Raw genomic sequence first — 22,203 nt, forward strand, 5'->3', positions numbered from 1 at the left:
GGGACGAGCCCCGTGGCGCGCGGACCTCGGAATATGAGGCGGGCAGATAGATTTGCAATAAGGCGGTTTTCGGGCGGCTGAACGGCCGCGCGCCGCTATTCCTCGGTGCGGACCAGAACCGTCTCGCCGATCAGCAGGAACAGGAAGAACGGCCCCCAGGCGGCGAGGAACGGCGGATAGGCGCCGAAATTGCCGAGCGCGAGCGCGAAATTATCGGCGACGAAATAGGAGAAGCCGAGCCCCATCCCGACCACCGCGCGCATGAACAGCTGGCCCGAGCGGGCGAGGCCGAACGCGGCGATGGCGGCGAGGAGCGGCATCAGCACGCCCGACAGCGGGCCGGAGATCTTGTGCCACCAATTGGCCTCGGCGGAGCGGATCGAGCGGCCGGCGCGCTCCAGTTCGTCGATCGAGCGCCTGAGCATCCAGAAATCCTGCTCGTCGGGGTCGACCGAGGCGAGGGTGAACTGGATGGGCAGGATGTCGTCGCCGATCTTCAGGCTCGGCACGCGGCTGACGACGCCGCTGTTGACGTCGAAGCGGCGGACATTGCTGAGTTCCCAGCCGGGACGGGCGTAGCGGCCGCTCTCGGCCTCGGTGGTGGCGACCAGGGTGGTGCCCTCGCGATCGTAGATGCGCACGCCCGACAAGCGCGTGTCGCGGCCGCCGCCCATCACCTGGCGGGCGAAGATGAGATCGTCGCCGGCGCGAATCCACACATTGGTCTTGGTGCCGCTCTCGGGCGGCACGGCGCCGTAGCCGACATCCTCCCAGGCGTTGAGTGCGGCGGTGGCGCGGGTCGCGAAGCGCTCGTTGAACACGAACAGGAAGCCGGCAAAGACCAGGCTGGTCAACATCAGCGGCGCGATGATCTGGTGCGCCGATATCCCCGCCGCCTTCATCGCGATGATCTCGCTATGCTGGTTCATCGACGCGAAGGTGATGAGCGTTCCGAGCAGGATCGCGAACGGCGCGAATTGCTGGATCAGCTGCGGGATGCGCAGCGACACGTAGCGCCACAATTGCTCCTCGCCATTGCCCGGCTGGGCGAGGATCCGGCCGGATTCGCCGAGCAGGTCGAGGATCATCAGCAGGAAGACCAGCGATGCCAGCACCGCGATGGCGCGCACCAGGAAGGTCTTCGCGAGGTACCAGGCGATCGGCCGGGACGGGAAGAAGTGAATGTTGATCATGCGGCCGGGATCGCCTGCAGCCGCTTGCGCTTGCGGCGCTCGTGGCCGAGCATCCGCGCGATGAGCTTGCCGAGCCTGGAGAAGGCGCGCTCGAGCGCGCCGATCGGCTGGCCGCCCGGCTTGTGGGCCAGAGTCCAGTACATCCACAGGATCAGCGCGGCGACCAGGGTAAAGGGCAGCCAGATCGAGATCCACGGGCTGACCAGGCCGATCGCGCTTGTGCGCTCGCCATATTGGAACAGCTTGTGGACCGCGACGACGAACACGATCGCCACGAAAATGCCGAGGCCGGAGGTGCTGCGCTTGGGCGGCACCGCCAGCGCCACCGCCATCAGCGGCAGAAGTACCATGATCAGCACCTCGGCCAGCCGGAAATGGAAGTTGGCGGACACGCGGTCGCGGTAGACCTCGCTCGTCCGGTCATTGTCGATGACCTTGAGAAGCTCGCCCAGATTGAGCTCCTCCTCGCCGATGCCGCGCTGACGGAAGGCCTCGATCGCCGGCAGGTTCACCGGGAAGTCGTAGCTGGCGAAGCTCAGCACGCGCGGCACCTGGAAGCCGGGCTCGTCCTGGACGAGCCGGCCGTTGCTGACGCGCAGCAGGATCGTGTTCTCCTCGTCGCTCTTGAGGAAGGTGCCGCGGTCGGCGGTGACGGCGATGCGCCGCCCCTCGCTGTCGTCGACCCGGACGAACACGCCGTGCAGGACCCGGCCATTGTCCTCGCTGTCCTCGACTCGAAGGGTCATGTTGTCGCCGAGCGGGGTGAACTCGCCGACCCGGATCGAGGCGCCGAGAGCACCGGAGCGAAGATCGAACTCGAGCCTCTGATAGGCGAATTCGGACAAAGGCTGGACGTAGCCGACGATGGCGAAGTTGGTCGCCATCAAGGCGGCGCAGAACAGGTAGGGCACGCGCAGAAGGCGGCCGTAGCCGAGGCCGACCGAGCGAAGCGCGTCGAGCTCCGACGACAGCGCCATGTTCCGGAAGGCGAGCAATATGCCCATCATCAGCCCGAGCGGGATGCCGAGGCCCATATATTCGGGGATGAGGTTGGCGAGCATCTGCCACACGATGCTGACCGGGCCGCCCTCGCTGACCACGAAGTCGAACAGGCGCAGCATCTTTTCGAGCAGCAGAAGCATCGCCGCCAGCACCAAAGTGGCGACGAGCGGCACGAACACCTTGCGGGCGATGTAGAAGTCGATCTTCTTCAGCACACCCTAAATCCGTCGCTCCTCGGCCCCATTTCGGCCCCAAGCCGCCCGCATGAGCCGGAAGTGAGATGGCGCACTATGCGCGCCCCGCCGGCAATTCCGCCCGGCTATAACTGCCTGGAGTCATGTGGTCATGTCGAAATCGTCGCGATCGGAGGCCGGGAATGGCTGACGTCGCGCTGCTCTCGAATGGCCGGTCGGCCGGAAGCCAGGCGCTGCTCGCCGGAGTGCGCGCTTATTGCGCAGCGAGCGGCGGGATCTTCCATTATGAGGTCGACGATCTCGGCCAGATCGAGGCCGCGCTTCGCGTGATCGCGCGGGTTCGGCCCAAGGTGCTGGTGGTCAATGGCGGCGAGCGGGCGGTCCAGGCGGTGCTCGCCGGCCTGGTCAGCGGCGAGGCCTTCGAGGGCGGGATGCCGCCGATCGCGGTGCTGCCGATCGGGCGCACCAACCTCATCGCCCGCGACCTCGGCGCCGAGGGCGACCCGATCGCGGTTCTGACGCGCATCGTCGAGATTGCGAGCGGAGACCTTGCGCCCCATGTCGTCCGCCGCGAGCTGATCGCTTTGAGCGCCGGCCGCTCGAACCAGCCGGTGTTCGGCATGTTCGCCGGCGCAGGCGGGCTCGCCGAGGCGATGCTCTACTGCCGCGAGCGGCTCTATCCGCTGGGCCTGCCGAGCCGCCTTTGCCATTTCCTGACCGGCTGCGCGGCCCTGCTGTCGCTGGTGCCGCTGCCCGGCCGGCTGCAGCCGGTGCGGCCGGCGCCGGTGCGCCTCACCATGCAGAACGACCGGCGCCTGGAGGGCAGCTTCCAGCTGCTGATGGTGACCACGCTGGAGCGCATGCTCGCCTCGCGCAATCCAGCGGACGGCGCGCTCAAGGTGATGGCGGTCGAGCGGCGGTGGCGGCCGATGCTTCGCACCGCCGTCGACGCGATGCGCGGCCGGCTCGGCGCGCGCGGCGGCGGCGGCGTCCATCTCGGCCGCGGCGCCGAGCTCAGCATCGAGGGCGAGGGCTCGGGCGTGATCCTGGACGGAGCGCTGTTCCGCGCCCGCGCCGGCGAGCCGATCGTGCTTCGCACCACCCCGGCGCTCCCCTTCCTCAGCCTCGCGGCGGCTTGACCCCCTATTCCGCGGCGGCGTCGTAGCCTTCGCGGCGGGTCATCGCGGATTCGACTGCGGCGGCGAGCTGGGCGACGGTGAAGGGCTTGCGCAGCACCGGCCGCCCGCCGAGCTCGTCCAGGGTTCCCGCTTCGCCGACATAGCCGGTGACGAACAGGATGCCGAGGCCGGGATAGGTCCGGCCGACCTCGCGGGCGAGCTCGACGCCGGTCATGTTGGGCATAACGACGTCGGTGATGACGAGATCGAAGCCGCCTTCCTCCTCGAGGATACGGAGCGCTTCGGCGCCGCCCGGCACGGCATGGGGGCGATGGCCCAGCTCCTGAAGCGCGCTCACCGTCGAACGGCTCACCCGCGGGTCGTCCTCGACGACGAGGATTCGGCCGCTGTGCAGCGCCGGCCGGATCTCCTCGGCCTGGCCGAACCCGTGGCGCGGGGTCTCGGCGGCCGCCGTGACGCCCACCGCGTGGGGCAGGTAGATCGACACGCTGGTGCCGCGGCCGACCTCGGACTCAAGGACGATGTCGCCGCCGGACTGGCGGGCGAAGCCAAAGATCTGGCTGAGGCCGAGGCCGGTGCCCTTGCCGACCGGCTTGGTGGTGAAGAACGGCTCGAACACGCGCTCCATATGCTCGGGCGCGATGCCTCGACCGGTGTCGGCGACCGTCACCCGGACATATTCGCCGGCGTCGAGCGCGCCGACCTCGCCGTCGCCCAGAGTCGCGTTGGCGACGGCGATGGTGAGGTCGCCGGTCTCCGCCATCGCGTCGCGCGCGTTGACGCACAGGTTGAGGATGGCGTTCTCGAGCCCGTTCTGGTCGGCCCAGACGTGCCAGGGCTCGTCGGGGAAGCTGGTGTGGACCCGGATTCGCTCGCCGATCGTGCGGTCGATCAGCTCGAGCATGTTCTGGACCAGGGTGGACGGCGCGATCGCCTCGGGCAGCAGCGGCTCGGCGCGGGCGAAGGTGAGCAGGCGGCGGGTCAGCGCGGAGGCGCGGGTCGCGCCTTCCAGGGCGCTGTCGATATGGTCCTCGGCCTCGCGCGGCGAGGTCCTCATCCGGCGCTTGGCGAGGTCGAGGCCGCCGACGACCACCGCGAGCATGTTGTTGAAGTCATGAGCGATGCCGCCGGTGAGCTGGCCGACCGCCTCCATCTTCTGGACCTGGCGCAATTTCTCCTCGGCGGCGGCGCGCTCGCTCATCTCGTCCTGGAGCCGCTCGTTGGCCGTGCTCAGCTCGCGGGTCCGGGCCTGGACGGCGCGTTCGAGCTCCGCCGAGCGCTCCGCCTCCAGGTCCGCCTGGGACCGCGCGATGCGCCCCTCGGCGAAGGCCTTGTAGGCCCAATAGGACAGGGCGATGGCGAGCAGGCTGATCGCGACCGCGACCCAGCCCAGCCACATCATGAAGCGGTCGGCGCTGTCCGAGGCCGCCTGGCTCGCACGCACCCGCTCGTTCAGGGTCTGGCGCGCCGCATCCTCGATCGCGTCCAGTTGGGCCTGGAGCTGGGTGAGCGTGTCGGAGCCCGCCGCGGAATAGAACAGGCCGAGCGCCGCGGTGCCTTGCTGGCGGCTTGCGGCGGTGGCGGCCCTGCCGAGCTCCTCGCCGCGGCGGTTGAACAGCTGGCGGAGCAGGGTCACCCGTTCGAGCTGTTCTTCATCGTTGCGGACGAGACTGCGCAAACGGCCGATGTGGAAGGCGGCGCGGCGCCATTCCTGGTAATAAGAGGTGCCGGAGGTCTCCAAATCCTCGTCGAGCGCGAAGCGGCCGAGCGCCGCCTCGGCGCGCGCGATCGAGCCGTCGACCGCACGGACGAGATGCATCGTCTCATAGACGTTGCGCTCGAGCTCGAGCGCCGCCTCGCGGTTGCGGTTGGTGAGGGTGACGAGGCCGAGCAGGCCGATGAGGATGATCGCGCCGACCAGCGCAACGGCGCTGGCCCACCGGCCCTGCCACGCGGCCGGCTCCGAGACGTCCAACGCGCCGGTGCTGGTCTCCTCCGCCATCCGGCCCACCTATTAGAGGAAGGTTGCCGGCATTTAAAGCATATCGGCGGTTGCTACGGTGTCGTTACGTCCCATTGGCGGAGCTTGTGGCCGCGGTTGCCGGGCCGCCAGGTGATGTCACCGGCCTCGCGACCGCTATCGGCCTCAGCCGATCACGCCGGTGGCTTTGCCCGCGCGCTCGAACATCGCCAGGATCTCGCCGACTTCCGCCGCGCTATGCTCGGCGCAGAGCGAGCAGCGCAGAAGGGTCATGTTGGCGGGAGTCGCCGGCGGGCGGGCGAGATTGACGTAGAGACCCTCGGTCAGCAGCGCCTCCCACATCGCGGCGCCCTTCTCGAGATCGGGCATGATCACCGCGATGATCGCCGATTGCGGCTCGTCGGTGCCGAGCTGGAAGCCGAGCGCCTTGAGGCCGCCGTGGAGGCGCTTGGAATTCTCCCACAGATGGGCGCGCTTGTCCGAGCCGTGCATGAGCTTGCGGATCGACGTCGCGGCGGTGGCCACGACGCTCGGCGGAAGCGAGGCGGTGAAGACATAGGGGCGGCAGACGAGCCGAAGGATCTCGAATTTGGGATGGTTGGAGACGCAGAAGCCGCCTACCGTTCCGACGCTCTTGGAGAAGGTGCCGATGACGAAGTCGACATCGTCGAGCACGCCCTGCGCCTCGACGACTCCGCGGCCATTCTCGCCGATGAAGCCCATCGAATGGGCCTCGTCGACCAGCACCATGGCGCCGGCGGCCTTGGAGACGGCGACCATTTCCTTCAGCGGCGCGACGTCGCCGAGCATCGAATAGACGCCTTCGAGCACGACCAGCTTGCCGGCGTCGGCGGGAATTCGGGCGAGGCGCTTCTCGAGCGCGGACACGTCATTGTGGCGGAAGGCGACGATCTCCGCATCGCCCATCTTGCAGCCGTCATAGATCGACGCGTGGCTGTCGATGTCGAGGACGACATAGTCGCCCTTGCCGGCAATGGTGGAGATGATTCCGAGATTGGCCTGGTAGCCGGTCGAGAACACCATGGCATGGTCCATGCCATAGAAGTCCTTGAGCGCGTCCTCGCACTCCTTGTGGCCCTGATAGGTGCCGTTGAGTACCCGGCTTCCAGTGGTGCCCGAGCCGAACTCGTCGAGCGCCTTCTTGCCGGCGGCGATGACGTCCGCGTCGAACGTCATGCCCATGTAATTGTAGGTGCCGAGGAGAATCGTCTCCTTGCCGTTGCAGATCGCCCGGGTCGGCGACAGCACCTTTTCCATGACCAGCCCGAACGGGTCCTTGAGCCCGGTCGCGAGCAGTCCCTCGCGCTGGGCGATCAGCGGGTCGAACTTAGAGAAGAGGTCGCGGCCATGGCCTTCGGGCGCGGGCGCCGCGGCGGGGTCCAGGCTGTCGATGCCCGCTTCGGTCATTGCTCGGAGTTCCGCAGCGCCTCGATCGCGTCGACCAGCTGGCCGACCGTCTCGATCTCCGCCTGCATGTTCATGGTGATGAGGATGTCGAACTCGTCCTCGACCGAGGCGACGAAATCCATCACGACGAGGCTGTCCCACTCGAGATCGCCCGCGAAGGTGGTGGTGTCGGTGAGCGCGGCATTCTTCTTGTTGAACGGCGCAATCAGCTCTGCGACCTTGTCGAAGGTCTGGTCCCGGTCTGTCATGGCTGCCCTTTAGGTGCGTTGGGGGCGCCCTGCCAAGCGATTAGGGCTGAAGCGCGGCAGTGCGGCGGCGAAGCCGGGGGCCGCGAACGGAGGGGGAGAGCGATATGGCCGACGATGCTGGAGCGGCGGAGCCCAAGGTGTTTCCGCCCAATTCCGTGCATGCGGTTCGCACCGCGCAGCAGATCCACGTCACCCTGTCGCAGATGGCCGACCAGAAGGCCAACATGCTGCTCGCCGCGACCTTCCTGGTGTTCACCATCGCGCTGGGCCAGGCGAGCGACTCGGCCGAGCCGCTGCCGCTGCTGATCCTCGGGGTCGGCGCCTTCTTCTCGGCGGTGCTGTCGATCCTGGCGGTGATGCCGGCGACCCGGTTCAGGACCGGCGGCCGGCTCAACGTCCTGTTCTTCGGCTCGTTCGAGCAGTTGAGCGAGGAAGAGTTCCTCGAGCGGGTGATGACGGAACTGAGGTCGGAGGAGGGCTTCCTCACGATCATGCTTCGCGATCTCTACCAGAACGGGGTCGTGCTTGCGCGCAAGAAGTACCGGCTGCTGGGACATGCCTATCGCACCTTCCTGGTCGGGCTGTGCCTCAGCTTCCTCGCCTTCATCGTCGGTTTCTTCGTCGAGCTGCCGACGCTTATTTGAGCCAGCCCTCGGCGCGGTACCAGTCGGCGGTCTCGCGCAGGCCGGTGGGCGTGCGCACTTGCGGGGCCCATAAAGACGCGGGCGGACGGCGCTCGGCGGCGGCGACCCAGTCGGGATGGCAGAAATAGCGCACCCGGTCGCGAGTCAGCTTGGCCCGCGAGCGGCGGACGAGCCGGTCGATGCCGGCGGCGCCGTGGAGCAGGGCGCGCGGCATCGACAGGGTTGCGGCGCGCCTGCCGAACACCCGCCCCAGGGTGCGGGCGAAATGGCGGTGGGCCCAGCCCTCGGCGGTGCCGTCGTCGGGCTCGTAGGTCTCGGACCAGCTGTCCTCGGCGGGGATGACGTCGAGGATCAGCCGGCACAGGTCCTCGACATGGATGACCGAGAAGCGCCCGCGCGGCGGCAGCGCGACGATTCCGCGGCGCGCCATCTTGAACAGCTCGAACGTCTCGCGGTCGCCCGGGCCATAGACGGCGGGCGGGCGGATCACGGTCCAGTCGAGGCCGGAGGCGGCGACGATCCGCTCCGACTTGGCCTTGGACCAGCCATAATCGGACAGCGCCGGCTCGCGCGCCGACAGCGACGAGACGTGGATGAAGCGGCGCACGCCGGCGGCCCGCGCCGCATCGACCATCGCCGCGGTGCCGCCGGCATTGACCTGCTCGAACGCGTCGCGGCTCGGGCCGTTGATCATCCCGGCGATGTGGACGACGGCGTCGGCCTCTTCGCACAGGCGGTGGAGCGTGTCGGGGCGGTCGAGCGTGCCCTCGACCCATTCGACGCCATCCTCGGGCGGCCGCCAGGCTCGGGTCAGCGCGCGCACCGGATGGCCGCGCTCGCGGGCGAGGCGGATCAGGTGGCCGCCGACGAAGCCGGTGCCGCCGGTGACCGCGAGGGTCGGAAGGGAACGCCGTTTCACGTCAGAGCGGGGACCAGTCCGAAGCCGGCTCCTCCTCGTCGTCCTCGATCGCGGCGCGGTCGAGGGTGCCGATATGCTGGATGAGAGCATCGAGCACCGCGTCGACTCCCGCGCCGGTCGCGCCGGACACGCGCAGCACCTTCTGGCCGGCTTCCGCCTCGAGCTCGGCGGCGAGGGCGTCGGCGAGCTCGTCGTCGATCGTGTCGATCTTGTTGAGCACCACGACCTGGGGCTTGTCCTCGACTCCGGCGCCATAGGCCGCCAGCTCGTCGGTGACGGTTCGGTAGGCGGTGGCGACGTCATCGACATTGGCGTCGACGAGGTGGAGCAGAACCCGCGTCCGCTCGACATGGCCGAGGAAGCGGTCGCCGATGCCAGCGCCTTCAGCCGCGCCCTCGATCAGGCCCGGAATATCGGCGAGGACGAAGTCGACGCCCTTGTGGCGGACCATGCCGAGCTTGGGCTGGAGCGTGGTGAACGGATAGTCGCCGACCTTGGCCTTGGCGTTGCTGACCGCGTTGAGGAAGGTCGACTTGCCGGCATTGGGAAGGCCGACGAGGCCGGCGTCGGCGAGCAGCTTGAGGCGAAGCCACACCCACATCTCCTCGCTCGGCCAGCCGGTGCCGTGCTGGCGCGGGGCGCGGTTGGTCGAGGTCTTGTAGCTGGCGTTGCCGCGGCCGCCGTCGCCTCCCTTGAGAAGGACGATGCGCTGGCCGACCTCGGTGAAGTCGGCGAGGACATGTTCCTTGTCCTCGGACAGGACCTGGGTGCCGACGGGGACCTTGATGACGAGGTCGTCGCCGCCGGCGCCGGTGCGGTTCGAGCCGGCGCCGCCCTTGCCGCGCGGGGCGCGGAAATGCTGGGTGTAGCGGAAGTCGATGAGGGTGTTCAGGCCCTCGACGGCCTCGAAGACGACATCGCCGCCCTTGCCGCCGTCGCCGCCGTCGGGGCCGCCGAATTCGATGAATTTTTCGCGGCGGAAGCTGACCGCGCCGGGGCCGCCGGCGCCGGAGCGGATGAAGATCTTCGCCTGGTCGAGAAAGTGCATCGCCGCGACTTAGGGAGTCGCGACCGGAGAGGGAAGGGCGGTCAGACCCGCGCCCGGCTCATGGCCTGGCTCCCTTGCCGCGCTGCGCTTCGGGATGGTGGGCGGCGATCTGCGCTCTGAGAGTCCTGGAGGCAAGGTCGCGGGCGGCGTCGCGCGGCAGGCCGAGGGCCTCCGCGATCGAGCCGCCGAGCAGCGAATCGCCGAGCGCTGCGAGGACGAGCCACAAGGTGCTCTCGGGAACGTGATGCTCCTCGTGGGAGACGGTGAGCTGGTTCACGAGCGCGCGGATCGATTCGAGGATCGGGTTCAGCGCGTCGCGGTTGCCGGACAGGATCATCCAGGCGGCCAGCGCCCCGGCGCCCTGCTTGCCGAAGGCGTCGAAGGTGCGGTCGACGATCTCGCGGGGGTCGGCCTCGCCGTGGCGGGCGCGCTCGACCGTGTCGGCGATGGCGCGGGTGACCTGCTCGGCCATGGTTCGGACGAGCTCGGCCTGAAGGCCCGCGGCCGAGCCGAAATGATGGAGGAGATTGGCGTGGGTCTTGCCGATCTCGGCCGCGACCGCCTTCAGGGTCACCGCTTGCGGGCCCTGCTCGATGAGCAGGCGCCGCGCCGCCTCCAGCGCGGCAGCCCGGCTCTCGGCGGGCGACAGTCTCTCACGCGCTATTGACATGAATGTAAGTATCTTTCATTGCCTATCGTCACGGAGATAGCCTGATGAATCGCTTCGCGACACCCGCCGACCTCACCATCACCCCGCGCGACCGCCGCTTCGGCCGCGGGCTTGCCGCCAATCGCTGGTGGGTGGCGAACGATCCCGTCGCCACCGCCTTCTACAACGCGCTGTCGGCGACCTTCCCCAAGGGCGAGGCCTTCTTCGTCGAGAGCGTTCGCGCGTTCCGCGACGGCGCCCCCGACAAGCTCGCCCAGGAGATCCGCGCCTTCACCACCCAGGAGGTGATGCACAGCCGCGAGCATGTCGCCTTCAACAAGAAGGCGGTCGACGCGGGCTACGACCTTACGAGGCTCGAGCAGCGGGTGATCTGGCGCCTCGACATCGTGAAGTCGAAGCACCCGATCGTCAGCCTCGCTGCGACCATGTGCCTCGAGCATTTCACCGCGATCCTCGCCCATGAGCTGCTTCGCGATCCGCGCCACCTCAAGGACGCCGATCCCGAAGCGGCGGCCCTGTGGCGCTGGCACGCGATCGAGGAGATCGAGCATAAGGGCGTCGCCTACGACACCTGGCGTCACGCGACCAAGGACTGGCCGCGCTTCAAGCGCTGGAAGGTCAAGGCCAAGGTGATGCTTCTCGTGACCCGCAACTTCCTCGTCGACCGTTCGATGGGCGTTCGCGAACTGCTTCGCCAGGACGGCATCACCGGCTTCCAGGCATGGCGGCGCATGCTGTGGTTCGCCTTCGTTCGGCCCGGCATGATGCGCAAGATACTCGGTGCGTGGGCTGGCTTCTTCAGGCCCGGCTTCCACCCGTGGAATCACGACGACCGCACGCTGATCGCGCGCGCCGAGCAGCAGCTTTCCGCCCAGCCGGCGCTGGCCTGAGTTTCGCGCATTCGGTGGGCTCTCAAGCCCTCTCCCCTGTGGGGAGAGGGTTGGGTGAGGGGGCTCAGATTCCGCGACTATCCTCGAACCCCGAACCCCCTCACCAACTCCGTCTAGGCTCGCTTCGCTCGCCAAGGCTTCGTATCCTCTCCCCGCCGGGGAGAGGGGGAATCAGGCCGCCATCATGCAGGCCGGGAGCGGCATGTCGGGTACCTTGGCCGCAAGTTCCAGCTCAAGCTGGGCGCATTCGGCCTCGGCGCCGCGGCCGGCGCTGAAGCGGGAGCGGACCGCGCCCGCCGGCCTGAAGCCGAGCTTGCGAAGCACCCGGCGCGACGCCGGGTTGTCGATGAAATGGCCGGCGACCAGCCGCCGCAGCCGCAGGCTGTTGCAGGCGAAGCCGATCACCGCGCGGCCGGCCTCGGTCGCGAAGCCCCGGTTCCAATAAGGGCGGGCGATCCAGTAGCCGAGCTCGACCTCGCCCTCCGGCGTGTCGTGGATTCCGATCGCTCCGGCCAGAAGCGGGGCGCCTTCGGTGCGCAGGAAGATGAGCGAGGCCGGCCGCGTCGGATCGCGGTCGCGCATGACGAACGCCTCGGCATGCTCGGGAAGGTAGGGCCACGGGGCGCTTGCGAGGTTGCGGACGATCCCTTCGTCGGCGATCGCGCCGAACAAAGCGGGGGCGTCCTCGGCCCAGGCGGGCCGGAGCAACAGTCTTTCGGTCCTGGCGAACATGGTTCTTCCTCCCTTCCGCCGCCGCCCGTGCCCGAACTGGGTGACGGTCCGGCGACATTTCGATGAGGGAGAAAAAAGAAAGGGAGAGGGGGCTGCCCCTCTCCCTCATCTGGTCCGGTTTTCCGGACCCTTCGGGGCTGCCCCTTCCGGGAACAGCCCTTTCTCGACTGTTCCTATTCTGCGGCCACGGCCATCGACTGCACGCAGATAAACTTGCGCCCAAGACGGCCCGCGCGGAACGCAACGGTGCCGTCGGTAAGCGCGAACAGGGTATGGTCCTTGCCCATGCCGACATTCTCACCAGCATAGAATTTGGTCCCGCGCTGGCGCACGAGGATGTTGCCGGCGATGACGTTCTCGCCGCCGAACTTCTTCACGCCGAGACGGCGGCCGGCGCTGTCGCGACCGTTGCGTGAGGAACCGCCTGCTTTCTTATGTGCCATGACTCTGAGCTCTACTCGTTAGATCTTGAGGCTTGGTTATTCGCCTTTGGCGGCGCCCTTAGCAGGCGCGGCCTTCTTCGTCGATGCCTTCTTCGGCGCATCCGCCTTGGCGGCGGTCGCGGCCTTCTTCGCGGGCTCGGCCGGCTTGGCCTCCGTCTTGGCGGTTTCCTTCTTCGCCTTGGCCTTGGCCGGCGTGTCGATCTGACCCTCGGCGCCCTCGACCTTCAGCGGCGCGTCCTGAGCGACCGGAGCGTCGGCCTTGGCGGCCTTCTTCGGAGCGGCCTTCTTCTCGGCCTTCTGGTCGCCGATCGCAGTGATGCGAAGGATCGTGTACTGCTGGCGGTGGCCCTTCTTGCGCCGGTAGTTGTGGCGGCGGCGCTTCTTGAAGACGATGACCTTCTCGCCCTTGGCCTGGGCGATGATCTCGGCCGACACGGTGACGTTGCCGGCCTTCACGTCGGCGCCTTCGCCGGCGAGCAGCACGTCGTCCAGCGTCACGGTGTCGCCAGCTTCGCCGGCGATTTTCTCAACGGCGATCTTGTCTCCGGCGGCGACGCGATATTGCTTGCCGCCCGTGCGCACGACTGCGAACATGGGCTCTTTCCACTTGAGGTCAAAATAGCTTGCCCGCGCAGGACGGGCCCAGCGCGGGAAAGCAGCGCAGGTAGATGGGGGACCCTTTTGTGTCAACCGGCTAGTGGCCGGTTTCGGGGCCCTTAGTGGCGCAATTGCCGCTTGAGGCGGTAGCGGGCGCCGTCGCGGCCGTCGAACATGCCCGCGATCGCCGGATGCTCGACCGGCGCCGAGTCGCCGTCGGCCTCCAGATTCTGCTGGCTGACATAAGCGATGTAGCTGGAATCGGCATTCTCGGCGAGGAGGTGGTAGTAAGGCTGGTCCTTGGGCGGACGCGCGTCCTCCGGGATCGACTGATACCATTCCTCGCTGTTGGCGAAGACCGGGTCGACGTCGAACACGACGCCGCGGAAGTCGAACAGGCGATGCTTCACCACGTCGCCGATCGCGAAGCGCGCATGGGCGACGCTCGGCGGCTTGGGGTTGGTGTCGTCATGTTCGGTCATGCGCTTAATCTAGGCCCGTGCGGCGGCGCGAACAAGGAAGCTGCGCCCAAGCGATCGAGAGATGCCCTTCGACTTCGTTTAGGACAGGCTTGGCAAGCCGATTTCCTTGCTTTAGAGCGCGCCGCTCATTCGGCCCGGCTTCCACCTCAAGGGAGCCGCAATGAGCCCTCGCGGAGAGGTGCCGGAGTGGTCGAACGGGGCGGTCTCGAAAACCGTTGAGCGCGCAAGCGTTCCGAGGGTTCGAATCCCTCCCTCTCCGCCATTTTCCAATATTTCTGCAGTTCTTGCTGAGCCCAATTGTGACTAATGTCGCAGTTGGCATAATTTCGACGACACAGGCATTTAAGGAGCACGGGCGTGTCCTTCGGTGACGTTCGGCGGAATTTCGATCCGTTGTTCCCTCCACGGGTCATCCATCTCGTTCTCGAAGAGCCAGAGAGGTCCCACGCGGCGCTGCTCGGTCACAACCTGTTTACGCTGGGAACGCTGGTGGGGCATTTCGAGCAGGCAGTGTCGCTGATAACCTACCTCGATGAGCAGCGGGCGCCGCACCGCGCCGCTATGGCTTCCGATTCGCTAGAATGGGTTAGCTCCGCGGAACAGAACCGAAAGTTCGTCGAGTGGAAGATGCTTACCGCTCGCGTCGCCGCACTCACAATCGGCAACTACGCCGAAACCTGGCAGGTAATCTGCGCGCAACTCAGTAAGTGCCCAACACTGGCGCCTTTGCAGGATCGCACGCCTTTGAAGGAGGCGACGAGGCTTTTCCGCACCGCGTTCCCAGGGCATGATGCTGCGCGCCATGCCGTTGCTCACGCCGGCAAGCTTTTCGATCATCCAGATAAGTGGGCGCGGCACCGGTGGCCCGGTACGAACATCTACATCAATCAAATGATGGCGGATCGCTCGGTGTCCTCGACGGTAAATGGTGAAACGGCGTCATTCGACGTGACCCCGCACAGTTTGGAGGCGCTGCGCCAAGCGACTGCGTTGAGGTTCCGCAGCTATCAACCCATCGAAGACCATACGATGACTCTCTCAAGGTACATCTCCAACGGCGTCTTTAAGCCGCCCCCAACCGTCGACGACAAAGGGTCTGGAGTGGCCGGTTAGATTGGTGGATCCCAGTCTCCCCGCCCCTCTGAAGGAGGGGTGGGCCCTTGCTGATCGGGGGGTGCAAGGGCCCGATGCTGGGACGCCGCCGGCTGCGCCGATCCGCATTTGGCCGGAGCGGATGGACAAAGGCAGGCGCCATTGCCTAGTGAACGGCCTTCCGAGTGGCCGGCCTTGCGGGGGCAGGCGGGCGCTCCTCGCAGGACACAAGAGGCGCAGATGGCGGGCGGCGGCCTTGAGGCCGTTTTCATGCAGAATCGGGCGACGCTGCTGCGCTTCCTGCGGGCGCGCGGCGCCGGCGATGCTGCCGAGGACGTGCTTCAGGAATTGTGGCTGAAGGCGTCGGTCGGCGCGGCGGGCCCGATCGCCGATCCGCTCGCCTATCTCTACCGGGTCGCCAACAATCTGATGCTCGACCGCCGCCGCGGCGCGCTTCGCCGCGAGCGCCGCGACCAGGACTGGACCGAGGCGACCGGCGGGCCCGAGATCGGCGTGTCGGACTCGCCGTCGGGCGAGCGGGTGCTGATCGCGCGCGAGCAGCTCATGGCGGTCGAAGCGGCGCTCAAGGCGCTCGGCGAGCGCACCGATCATGTCTTCCGCCGCTACCGGGTCGAGGGCGCGAGCCAGCGCGAGATCGCCGACGAGCTCGGGATCAGCCTGAGCGCCGTCCAGAAGCATCTCCAGAAGGCCTATCGCGCCCTCGTCAAATTGAGGAGGCGGTTCGATGCGGATTGATCGCGGCGGCGGCGTCTTGTCCTTGAGGTGGCGCGTATGACGGACAGGCGGGACGATATCGAAGCGGAAGCGATCGGCTGGGTGATCCGCCTGCGCGACGCCGGCGCCGACGACTGGGCAGCCTTCACGGACTGGCTCGAGGCGGACCCCGCCCATGCCGCCGCCTATGACGAAGCGGCGCTCGCGGAGCTGGAATGGGGGGGGCTGGCGCGTCCCGAACGCGCCGTGCCGAAGCCGCGGCCGGGCGCTCGCCCGTTCAACCGCCGCTTCTTCCTCGGCACCGGGATCGCCGCCGCGCTGGCGGGGATCATCGCTCTGGGCACTCTGCAGACCCAGGGCACCTATGCCGTCGAGACCGCGGCGGGCGAGCGGCGGAGCGTCGAGCTCGCCGACGGCAGCCGGGTCGATCTCAACGGCAACAGCCGGATCCTGCTCGACCGCGGCGACCCGCGGGTCGCGACGCTCGAGCGCGGCGAGGCTTTGTTCACCGTCGTCCACAATGACGCCGACCCGTTCGAGGTGCGCACCGGCGACGTTCTGCTGCGCGACATGGGCACCGTGTTCAACGTGCTTCGCGACGGCGAGATGCTCGACGTGGCGGTCGCCGAAGGGGTGGTCGAATACAATCCGGGCCGAGCCGCGGTGACGCTCCGCGCGGGCATGGCGCTGAGCCGCCATTCCGACGCGGCGCCCGAGGTCGCGCAGCGTTCACCCGAGGCGATCACCGGCTGGCGTGACGGCCGACTGATCTACGCGGCGACCACGATCGGCACCGTCGCGGGCGACCTCGCGCGCAATCTCGGAGTGCCGGTCCGCGCCGAGCCGGACGTCGCTCAGCGGCCCTTTACCGGCGTGATCAGGGTTGACGATGGCCCCGAAACGATCCAACGGGCCGCGCAGTTGATGGGGGTCAACGCCCGTCCGTCCAACGGGGGGTGGACATTGATGGCGGGAGCCAGTGAGACGCCTTAGACCCCTGCTTTTCTTCGCCTGCTTGTTGTTCGCCGCCCCCGCCGCCATGGCGCAGGGGCCGCAGCAGCTCGATCTGCCGGGCGGCCGCCTCGGCGATGCCGTGGTCGCGCTCGGCCGCCAGGCGGGAGTCAGCATCGGAATCACCGATCCCGCGCTTGCGGCGCGGCGGGTCGCGCCGGTGCGCGGCCGCTACTCGGTCGGCCAGGCGCTCGCCTTGCTGCTCCGGGACAGCGACGGCCGCTATCTCCAATATGACCGGACGACGTTCCGGATCGTGCGCCGGCCCATGCCGCAGCCGCGCTGGGCGCAGCGGGCGCCGATGCCGGCCGTTGGCAGCCACCCGGTTCAGCAGGACTTCGCCGAGCCGCTGGTCGGGGAAGGGGAGGACCTCATCGTCACCGGCGCGCGCCTGCCGGTTCGGCTCGCTTCCTATCCGGGCTCGGCCGAGATCGTCCGAGGCGACGACCTGGCGCTGCAGTCGGGGCTTCACGGCAGTGACGCCCTCGTTGCGCGCCTGCCTGAGGTCGGCTCGACCCATCTCGGCCCGGGCCGCAACAAGCTGTTCATCCGCGGCCTCGCCGATTCCAGCTTCAATGGCCCGACCCAGGCGACGGTCGGCCAGTATCTCGGCGAGACTCGGGTCAATTACAACGCGCCCGACCCCGACCTCAGGCTCTACGACATCGACCGGATCGAGGTGCTTCAGGGCCCGCAGGGCACGCTCTACGGCGCCGGCTCGCTCGGCGGCATCATCCGCGTGTTGCCCAACAGCCCGCGAGTCGAAGGGTTCGAGGGCTCGGCCTCGGTCGGCGCGTCGGCGACCCTCCGCGGCGAGCCTGGCGCCGACGCGGCGGGGACTCTCAACCTGCCGATCGCCGCCGACCGGCTGGCGCTTCGGGTCACCGGCTACGCGGTCACCGAAGGCGGCTATATCGACGACACGCTGCGCCTCCGCGACGACGTCAACCGGGTCACCGCGGTGGGCGGCCGGCTCGGCCTCCGCCTCGTCAGCCCCGACGCCTGGACGGTCGACGTCAGCGCGACCGGCCAGCAGATCAGCGGCGACGACGGCCAGTTCGCCGATCGCGACGCGCCGCCGCTCACCCGCCGAAGCGCGATCGAGCAGCCGTTCCGGAGCGACTATCTCCTCGCCGACCTGGTCGTCGCGAAGGACTGGGGCGACACCCGCTTCGTCACCGCGCTCGGCTATGTGAACCAGCGCCTGTTCGAACGCTACGACGCGACCCGCCTCGGCATGGACCCGCAACTGTTCGAGCAGGACACGCGGGTCACCCTGCTCAGCGCCGAGAGCCGCCTGTCGGGCGGCGCGGCGCCGGGCCTCGCCTGGCTGGTCGGCGCCAGCCTGATCAGCAACGACGCCGAGCAGCACCGCTTCGCCGGCCCGGTCGACGCGCCGGAGGCGATGCCCGGGGTCGCCAACCGGATCCTCGAGGCAGCGGGCTTCGGCCAGGTCAGCGTCACGCCGCTGTCCGATGTCACCCTGACCGCCGGCGGACGCCTCACCCATTCCAGTTTGTCGGGGGAATCGCTCGGCCTCGCCTTGAGCGTGCTGCAGCCCCTGTTCGGGCCGCAGGCGAGCCGCAACGAGACCGCCTTCCTGCCGTCGCTGTCGGTTGCCTGGACGCCGCGGCGCGATCTCCTCCTGTTCGCGCGCTATGAGGAAAGCTTCCGGCCGGGCGGCCTTTCGGTCGCCGGCGACTTCATCCGTCGCTTCCGCAACGACACGGTGTCCGCCTTCGAAGGCGGCCTCCGCTACGGCGCGCGCAGCGCTCCGGTGAGCGCGGCGCTGTCGCTCGCCTACACCAATTGGAACGACATCCAGGCCGACACGATCGGCCTAGACGGCTTCCCGACCACGGCCAATATCGGCAACGGCCACATCGTCACGCTCGACTTCCGCGTCGGCTGGCGGCCGCTGCCCGGTCTCAACCTGGAGGTCGCCGCGGTCGCCAACGACAGCGAGGTGACCAACCCCAACCCCAACATCGACATCACCGCCGACGCGGCGCTGCCCAACGTCGCCGACCTGAGCGCGCGCATTGCCGCCGACTACCGCACCGCAATCGGCGTGGGCACCGAGCTCGTGCTGACCTCCCACGCCCGCTATGTCGGTCATTCGCGCCTCGGCATCGGCCCGATCCTCGGAGTCGAGCAGGGCGGCTGGCTCGACATCGGCCTCGGCGCCCGCGTCGAGCGCGGCGACCAGGCGTTCACGCTCACCGTCACCAACCTGCTCGACCAGGCCGGCAACCGCTTCGCCTTCGGGTCGCCCTTCACCCTGGTCGACAATCCCCAGGTGACGCCGATGCGCCCGCTCACCGTCCGCCTCGGCTGGCAGACCGCTTTCTAGCTTTTTCGTTTCGGCCGGTGCGGGTCGGTGCGGCCCGCGGCGTCATCCCGTGCAGAAGGCCCGCGCCACCCCCGGCGCAGCGGCAATCTCACAAGGGAAGACATCGAGAATGCGTCACCTGCTGGCCTGCACCTGCCTGACCCCGGTCCTCCTCGCCGCGACCGGCACCCACGCCCTCGCCGAGCGCAGCGTGGCCACCGCGGTCACCGCGCCGATCCAGACCTCCACCGCGACCTCGGGCGCGCCGGACAATGTCGTCGTGACCAGCGCCGGCTCGATCAAGCTGGGCGGCGGTACCGGGGTCAACATCGACAGCAACAACAGTGTCAGCAACGCCGGTACGATCGAGATCCTCAACGGCAACGACTCGACCGGGATTCTCGCGCAGCCGGGACGCAGCGGCACCATCACCAACAGCGGCATCATCCGCCTCGCCGAGGATTACACGCCGGCCGACGCCGACAAGGACGGCGACACCGACGGCCCGTTCGCTCAGGGCCTGCGCCGCTACGGCATCCGAATCGCGCCGGGCGGCACCTTCACCGGCTCAATCGTCAATTCCGGGCGAATCGAGATCGAGGGCAACCAGTCCGCCGGAATCGCGCTCGACAGCCGTCTCGCCGGCGCGCTGACCAGTGGCGGCACGATCGACGTGCTCGGCGACAACAGCTTCGGAATCCGCGCCGGCGAGGTCACCGGCAACGTCACGGTGAACGGCGCGGTCGGCGTGCGCGGGCACAACAGCGTCGGGGTGGCGCTGGACGGCGACATCGGCGGCGCGCTGGTCTTCCAGGGCAGCGTGTCGGCGACCGGCTACCGCTCGACGACGCCGCCGGCCGACGTGACCAAGCTCGACTCCGACGACCTCCTCCAGGGCGGCCCGGCGGTGCGCATCGGCGGCGACGTCGCCGGCGGCATCGTCTTCGCGGCGCCGCCGCCCAACAACAGCACCACCGACGACGACGAGGACGACGACGGCGTCAAGGACGCCCAGGAAGGCACCGCCAACATCACCTCGGCCGGCGCCGCTCCGGCGGTTCTGATCGGCTCGCCGACCGACACCATCGCCATCGGCGCGGTGACCGGCAACGCCAACGGCCACGGCCTCGTCATCGAGGGCGGAATCACCGGAGTCGGAGTCTATGCCGGAGTCAACGGCACCGGCCTCCAGATCGGCGGGCTCGGCGGCAACGTCGCCATCGCCGGCGGAATGACGGTGAGCGGCACAGTCACGGCCACCTCCAACGGCGCCAACGCGACCGCCATCCGCATCGGCAGCGGCGCCAGCGTCCCGGCGGTCCGGGTCACCGGCGCGGTGCGCGCTCAGGGCGGCGGCGATTCCGGCGACCTCAGCCGCGCGGTCCAGATCGACTCCGGCGCGGCCGTCGCGACGATCCGCAACACCGGCCGCATCGAGGCGACCGCCGGCACCAACGGCGCGGCGGTCGCGATCGCCGACCTCAGCGGCGGAGTCACCCTCATCGAGAACAGCAACCTCATCGCCGCGGCGGGCGGCGCGGCCGCGACCCCGGCGATCGCCATCGACCTCAGCGCCAACACGTCCGGAGCGACGGTGCGCCAGGCCCGCCTCGCCGGCACCGGCACGCCGGTCCCCGCGATCATCGGCGAGATCCGCTTCGGCAGCGGCAACGACCTCCTCGAGGTCACCGACGGCACGATCTCCGGCCGGGCCGCGTTCGGCGCCGGCGCCGACCGCCTCGCGCTGTCCGGAGCCGCTCTGTTCAGCGGGGTCGCCGACTTCGGCGGCGGCGCCGACCGGCTCGACATCGGCGGCACCGCGCGCTTCGTCGGCAGCCTCGCCAATTCCGGCGGCCTCGACGTCGCGCTGGCCGGCGGCACGCTCCAGCTCACCAATGCCGGCGCGGTCGCGATCAACTCGCTGGCGGTCGGCAACGGCTCCACCCTCGGGGTCGACATCGACGGCGCGGCGGGGACCAACACCCGCTACGACGTCGCCGGCGCGGCGAGCTTCGGCACCGGCACGGAGATCCGCGTCCGCCTTCGCAACGTCAGCGAGGCGGCGGGCCGCTACGTCGTCGTCGACGCCGGCTCGCTGACCGCCGCCGGGGCGATCGGCTTCGACAGCGACACCTTGCCCTTCCTGTTCCGCGGCACGGTCGAGACCAACGCCGCGGCGGGCGAGGTCGCGGTCAACATCGCCCGCAAGACCGCAAGCGAGCTCGGCCTCAACGGTTCGGCGACTCGCGCCTATGACGCGGTGTTCGCCGCGCTCGATTCGGATGTCGACGTCGCCGGCGTGTTCCTCGGCCTCGCCAGCGGCGACGCGCTTCGCGCGCAGCTCACCCAGCTTCTTCCCGACCATGCCGGCGGCACCTTCGAGACCGTGACGCTGGGCTCGCGCACCACCGCTCGCTTCCTCAACGACCCGCGCCCGGCGGGCACCGAGATGGGCGGCGGCTGGCGCTTGTGGATCCAGCAGGCGGGCTTCGGCACGTCCAAGGACCTCGGCGACACCGCGTCCTACGACGTCAGCGGCTGGGCCGCCTCGGGCGGGCTCGAGCGCGCGCTCGGCGCCGGCAGCCTCGGCGCCAGCCTCGCCTACGTCACCGGCTCCGATTCCGACGGCGAGAACGACAATTCGGTGCGCTCGGAGCAGTTCGAGCTCGCCGCCTACTGGCGCGGCACCTTCGGCCCGTTCCACGGCTTCGTCCGCGGCTCGGCGGCGCGCGTGTCGTTCGACTCGGCGCGGATCTTCACCGGCACCACCCAGGACGGCGAGGACGTCACCCGCACCACCAATGGCGAGTGGAACGGCACCCTGCTCTCGGCCGGCGCCGGCCTGTCCTACGACATCGCGCTGGGCGGGCTTCGTCTGCGCCCGTCGCTGGGCCTGGACTATTACCGCCTCAGCGAGGACGGCTATGCCGAGACCGGCGGCGGCGACGCCATCGACCTCATCGTCGACGGCCGCGACAGCGACGAGCTCGCCGGCACCGCGGCGCTCGCGCTCGGCATGGAATGGGGCAGCCGCGAGGCCGACCAGTTCTGGCTCCGCGCCGAGGCGGAGGGCGGCCGCCGCCAGATTCTCGCCGGGGCGCTCGGCGAGACGGTGGCGCGGTTCGGCGACGGCGACGACTTCACCCTTCAGCCGGAGGAGCGCAGTTCGGGCTGGACCGGCGCCCTGCGCCTCGTCGGCGGCCAGGGCGGCACGGTGATCGGCGCCGAGCTGCTCGCCGAGGAGCAGGACGGCCACGCCGCGGTCGGCGGCCGGATCTCGCTGGGCATCGGCTTCTAGGGAGGAATGGATCGGCCCCTCCTCTTCAGAGGAGGGGTTGGGGGTGGAGGCGAGCGAGGGGGCTCGATGCCCCCGAGCGAGGTCCTGCAGCGGCTCAGGCCCATCGAGGGCCTTCGCCGCTCCCC

The 22,203-nt window shown here is 69.0% G+C and carries 20 protein-coding genes and 1 tRNA gene; 9 read left to right on the plus strand and 12 right to left on the minus strand.

The features are described from left to right. Window positions 1-95 precede the first annotated feature (95 nt). A complete protein-coding gene (gene lptG / locus G7B71_RS04095) occupies window positions 96-1,190 on the minus strand; it encodes an LPS export ABC transporter permease LptG (RefSeq protein ID WP_166038272.1) in 1,095 nt (364 codons plus the stop codon). Beyond that, the gene (gene lptF, locus G7B71_RS04100; protein ID WP_166038153.1) at window positions 1,190-2,410 is read right to left on the minus strand and encodes an LPS export ABC transporter permease LptF; all 1,221 of its coding nucleotides are present in this window, start codon (window positions 2,408-2,410) and stop codon (window positions 1,190-1,192) included. The genes lptG and lptF overlap by 1 nt, the downstream gene beginning before the upstream one ends. Window positions 2,411-2,571: 161 nt before the next feature. On the opposite strand from lptF, the gene G7B71_RS04105 reads away from it, so the two are divergent. Beyond that, on the plus strand, window positions 2,572-3,528 hold the full coding sequence (locus G7B71_RS04105) for a diacylglycerol kinase family protein (protein ID WP_166038155.1): 957 nt from the start codon (window positions 2,572-2,574) through the stop codon (window positions 3,526-3,528). Between the two features lie 4 nt (window positions 3,529-3,532). On the opposite strand, the gene G7B71_RS04110 is transcribed toward G7B71_RS04105, so the two are convergent. The 3 genes from G7B71_RS04110 to G7B71_RS04120 form a co-directional block, all read right to left on the minus strand. Further along, window positions 3,533-5,530: an ATP-binding protein gene (locus tag G7B71_RS04110; RefSeq protein WP_166038156.1), complete on the minus strand. Its 1,998-nt coding sequence runs from the start codon at window positions 5,528-5,530 to the stop codon at window positions 3,533-3,535. 144 nt (window positions 5,531-5,674) lie between these two features. Beyond that, the gene (locus G7B71_RS04115) at window positions 5,675-6,937 is read right to left on the minus strand and encodes an aminotransferase class I/II-fold pyridoxal phosphate-dependent enzyme (protein ID WP_166038157.1); all 1,263 of its coding nucleotides are present in this window, start codon (window positions 6,935-6,937) and stop codon (window positions 5,675-5,677) included. After that, the gene (locus G7B71_RS04120) at window positions 6,934-7,185 is read right to left on the minus strand and encodes an acyl carrier protein (protein ID WP_166038159.1); all 252 of its coding nucleotides are present in this window, start codon (window positions 7,183-7,185) and stop codon (window positions 6,934-6,936) included. The genes G7B71_RS04115 and G7B71_RS04120 overlap by 4 nt, the downstream gene beginning before the upstream one ends. A gap of 104 nt (window positions 7,186-7,289) precedes the next feature. On the opposite strand from G7B71_RS04120, the gene G7B71_RS04125 reads away from it, so the two are divergent. Further along, complete coding sequence (locus G7B71_RS04125; RefSeq protein ID WP_166038161.1) at window positions 7,290-7,829, plus strand: Pycsar system effector family protein; 540 nt, start codon at window positions 7,290-7,292, stop codon at window positions 7,827-7,829. Here the strand turns inward: G7B71_RS04125 and G7B71_RS04130 are convergent. The 3 genes from G7B71_RS04130 to G7B71_RS04140 are packed head-to-tail and all read right to left on the minus strand — an operon-like array spanning window position 7,822 to window position 10,466. Beyond that, the gene (locus tag G7B71_RS04130; RefSeq protein WP_243406091.1) at window positions 7,822-8,748 is read right to left on the minus strand and encodes an NAD-dependent epimerase/dehydratase family protein; all 927 of its coding nucleotides are present in this window, start codon (window positions 8,746-8,748) and stop codon (window positions 7,822-7,824) included. The genes G7B71_RS04125 and G7B71_RS04130 overlap by 8 nt on opposite strands. Window position 8,749: 1 nt before the next feature. Next, window positions 8,750-9,796, minus strand: a complete 1,047-nt coding sequence (gene obgE, locus G7B71_RS04135; protein ID WP_166038165.1) for a GTPase ObgE — start codon at window positions 9,794-9,796, stop codon at window positions 8,750-8,752. A 58-nt stretch (window positions 9,797-9,854) separates the two neighbouring features. Continuing rightward, window positions 9,855-10,466: a TetR family transcriptional regulator gene (locus G7B71_RS04140; RefSeq protein ID WP_166038167.1), complete on the minus strand. Its 612-nt coding sequence runs from the start codon at window positions 10,464-10,466 to the stop codon at window positions 9,855-9,857. A 44-nt stretch (window positions 10,467-10,510) separates the two neighbouring features. Between G7B71_RS04140 and G7B71_RS04145 the strand changes: the two genes are divergently transcribed. Then, entirely contained in the window at window positions 10,511-11,356 is an 846-nt protein-coding gene (locus tag G7B71_RS04145) for a metal-dependent hydrolase (RefSeq protein WP_166038169.1), read from the plus strand. A gap of 171 nt (window positions 11,357-11,527) precedes the next feature. Here the strand turns inward: G7B71_RS04145 and G7B71_RS04150 are convergent, their stop codons facing one another. The 4 genes from G7B71_RS04150 to hspQ form a co-directional block, all read right to left on the minus strand. After that, window positions 11,528-12,088 carry a GNAT family N-acetyltransferase gene (locus G7B71_RS04150; protein WP_166038171.1) on the minus strand — a complete coding sequence of 187 codons (561 nt, stop codon included), beginning with the start codon at window positions 12,086-12,088 and terminating at the stop codon, window positions 11,528-11,530. Between the two features lie 173 nt (window positions 12,089-12,261). Beyond that, window positions 12,262-12,531 (minus strand): 50S ribosomal protein L27, encoded by a 270-nt coding sequence (rpmA, locus tag G7B71_RS04155; RefSeq protein ID WP_166038173.1) that lies wholly within the window; start codon window positions 12,529-12,531, stop codon window positions 12,262-12,264. 36 nt (window positions 12,532-12,567) lie between these two features. Then, on the minus strand, window positions 12,568-13,125 hold the full coding sequence (gene rplU, locus G7B71_RS04160) for a 50S ribosomal protein L21 (protein WP_166038175.1): 558 nt from the start codon (window positions 13,123-13,125) through the stop codon (window positions 12,568-12,570). Window positions 13,126-13,247: 122 nt separating this feature from the next. After that, window positions 13,248-13,610, minus strand: a complete 363-nt coding sequence (gene hspQ, locus G7B71_RS04165) for a heat shock protein HspQ (protein WP_166038177.1) — start codon at window positions 13,608-13,610, stop codon at window positions 13,248-13,250. A 172-nt stretch (window positions 13,611-13,782) separates the two neighbouring features. Here hspQ and G7B71_RS04170 point away from each other — a divergent pair. The 6 genes from G7B71_RS04170 (at window position 13,783) to G7B71_RS04195 (ending at window position 22,078) form a co-directional block, all read left to right on the plus strand. Beyond that, window positions 13,783-13,872: transfer RNA gene (locus G7B71_RS04170), tRNA-Ser, on the plus strand. 95 nt (window positions 13,873-13,967) lie between these two features. Continuing rightward, window positions 13,968-14,723: a hypothetical protein gene (locus G7B71_RS04175; protein ID WP_166038180.1), complete on the plus strand. Its 756-nt coding sequence runs from the start codon at window positions 13,968-13,970 to the stop codon at window positions 14,721-14,723. A gap of 249 nt (window positions 14,724-14,972) precedes the next feature. Further along, entirely contained in the window at window positions 14,973-15,458 is a 486-nt protein-coding gene (locus G7B71_RS04180; RefSeq protein WP_243406092.1) for a sigma-70 family RNA polymerase sigma factor, read from the plus strand. Window positions 15,459-15,494: 36 nt separating this feature from the next. Continuing rightward, window positions 15,495-16,430, plus strand: coding sequence for a FecR domain-containing protein (locus G7B71_RS04185; RefSeq protein WP_166038185.1), 936 nt, complete (start codon window positions 15,495-15,497; stop codon window positions 16,428-16,430). Further along, window positions 16,417-18,801, plus strand: coding sequence for a TonB-dependent receptor (locus G7B71_RS04190; protein ID WP_243406093.1), 2,385 nt, complete (start codon window positions 16,417-16,419; stop codon window positions 18,799-18,801). The genes G7B71_RS04185 and G7B71_RS04190 overlap by 14 nt, the downstream gene beginning before the upstream one ends. 109 nt (window positions 18,802-18,910) lie before the next feature. Continuing rightward, window positions 18,911-22,078 (plus strand): autotransporter outer membrane beta-barrel domain-containing protein, encoded by a 3,168-nt coding sequence (locus tag G7B71_RS04195; protein WP_166038187.1) that lies wholly within the window; start codon window positions 18,911-18,913, stop codon window positions 22,076-22,078. The last annotated feature ends 125 nt before the right edge of the window (window positions 22,079-22,203 follow it).

The organism is Sphingosinicella sp. YJ22, from assembly GCF_011320075.1.
Lineage (GTDB): Bacteria > Pseudomonadota > Alphaproteobacteria > Sphingomonadales > Sphingomonadaceae > Allosphingosinicella.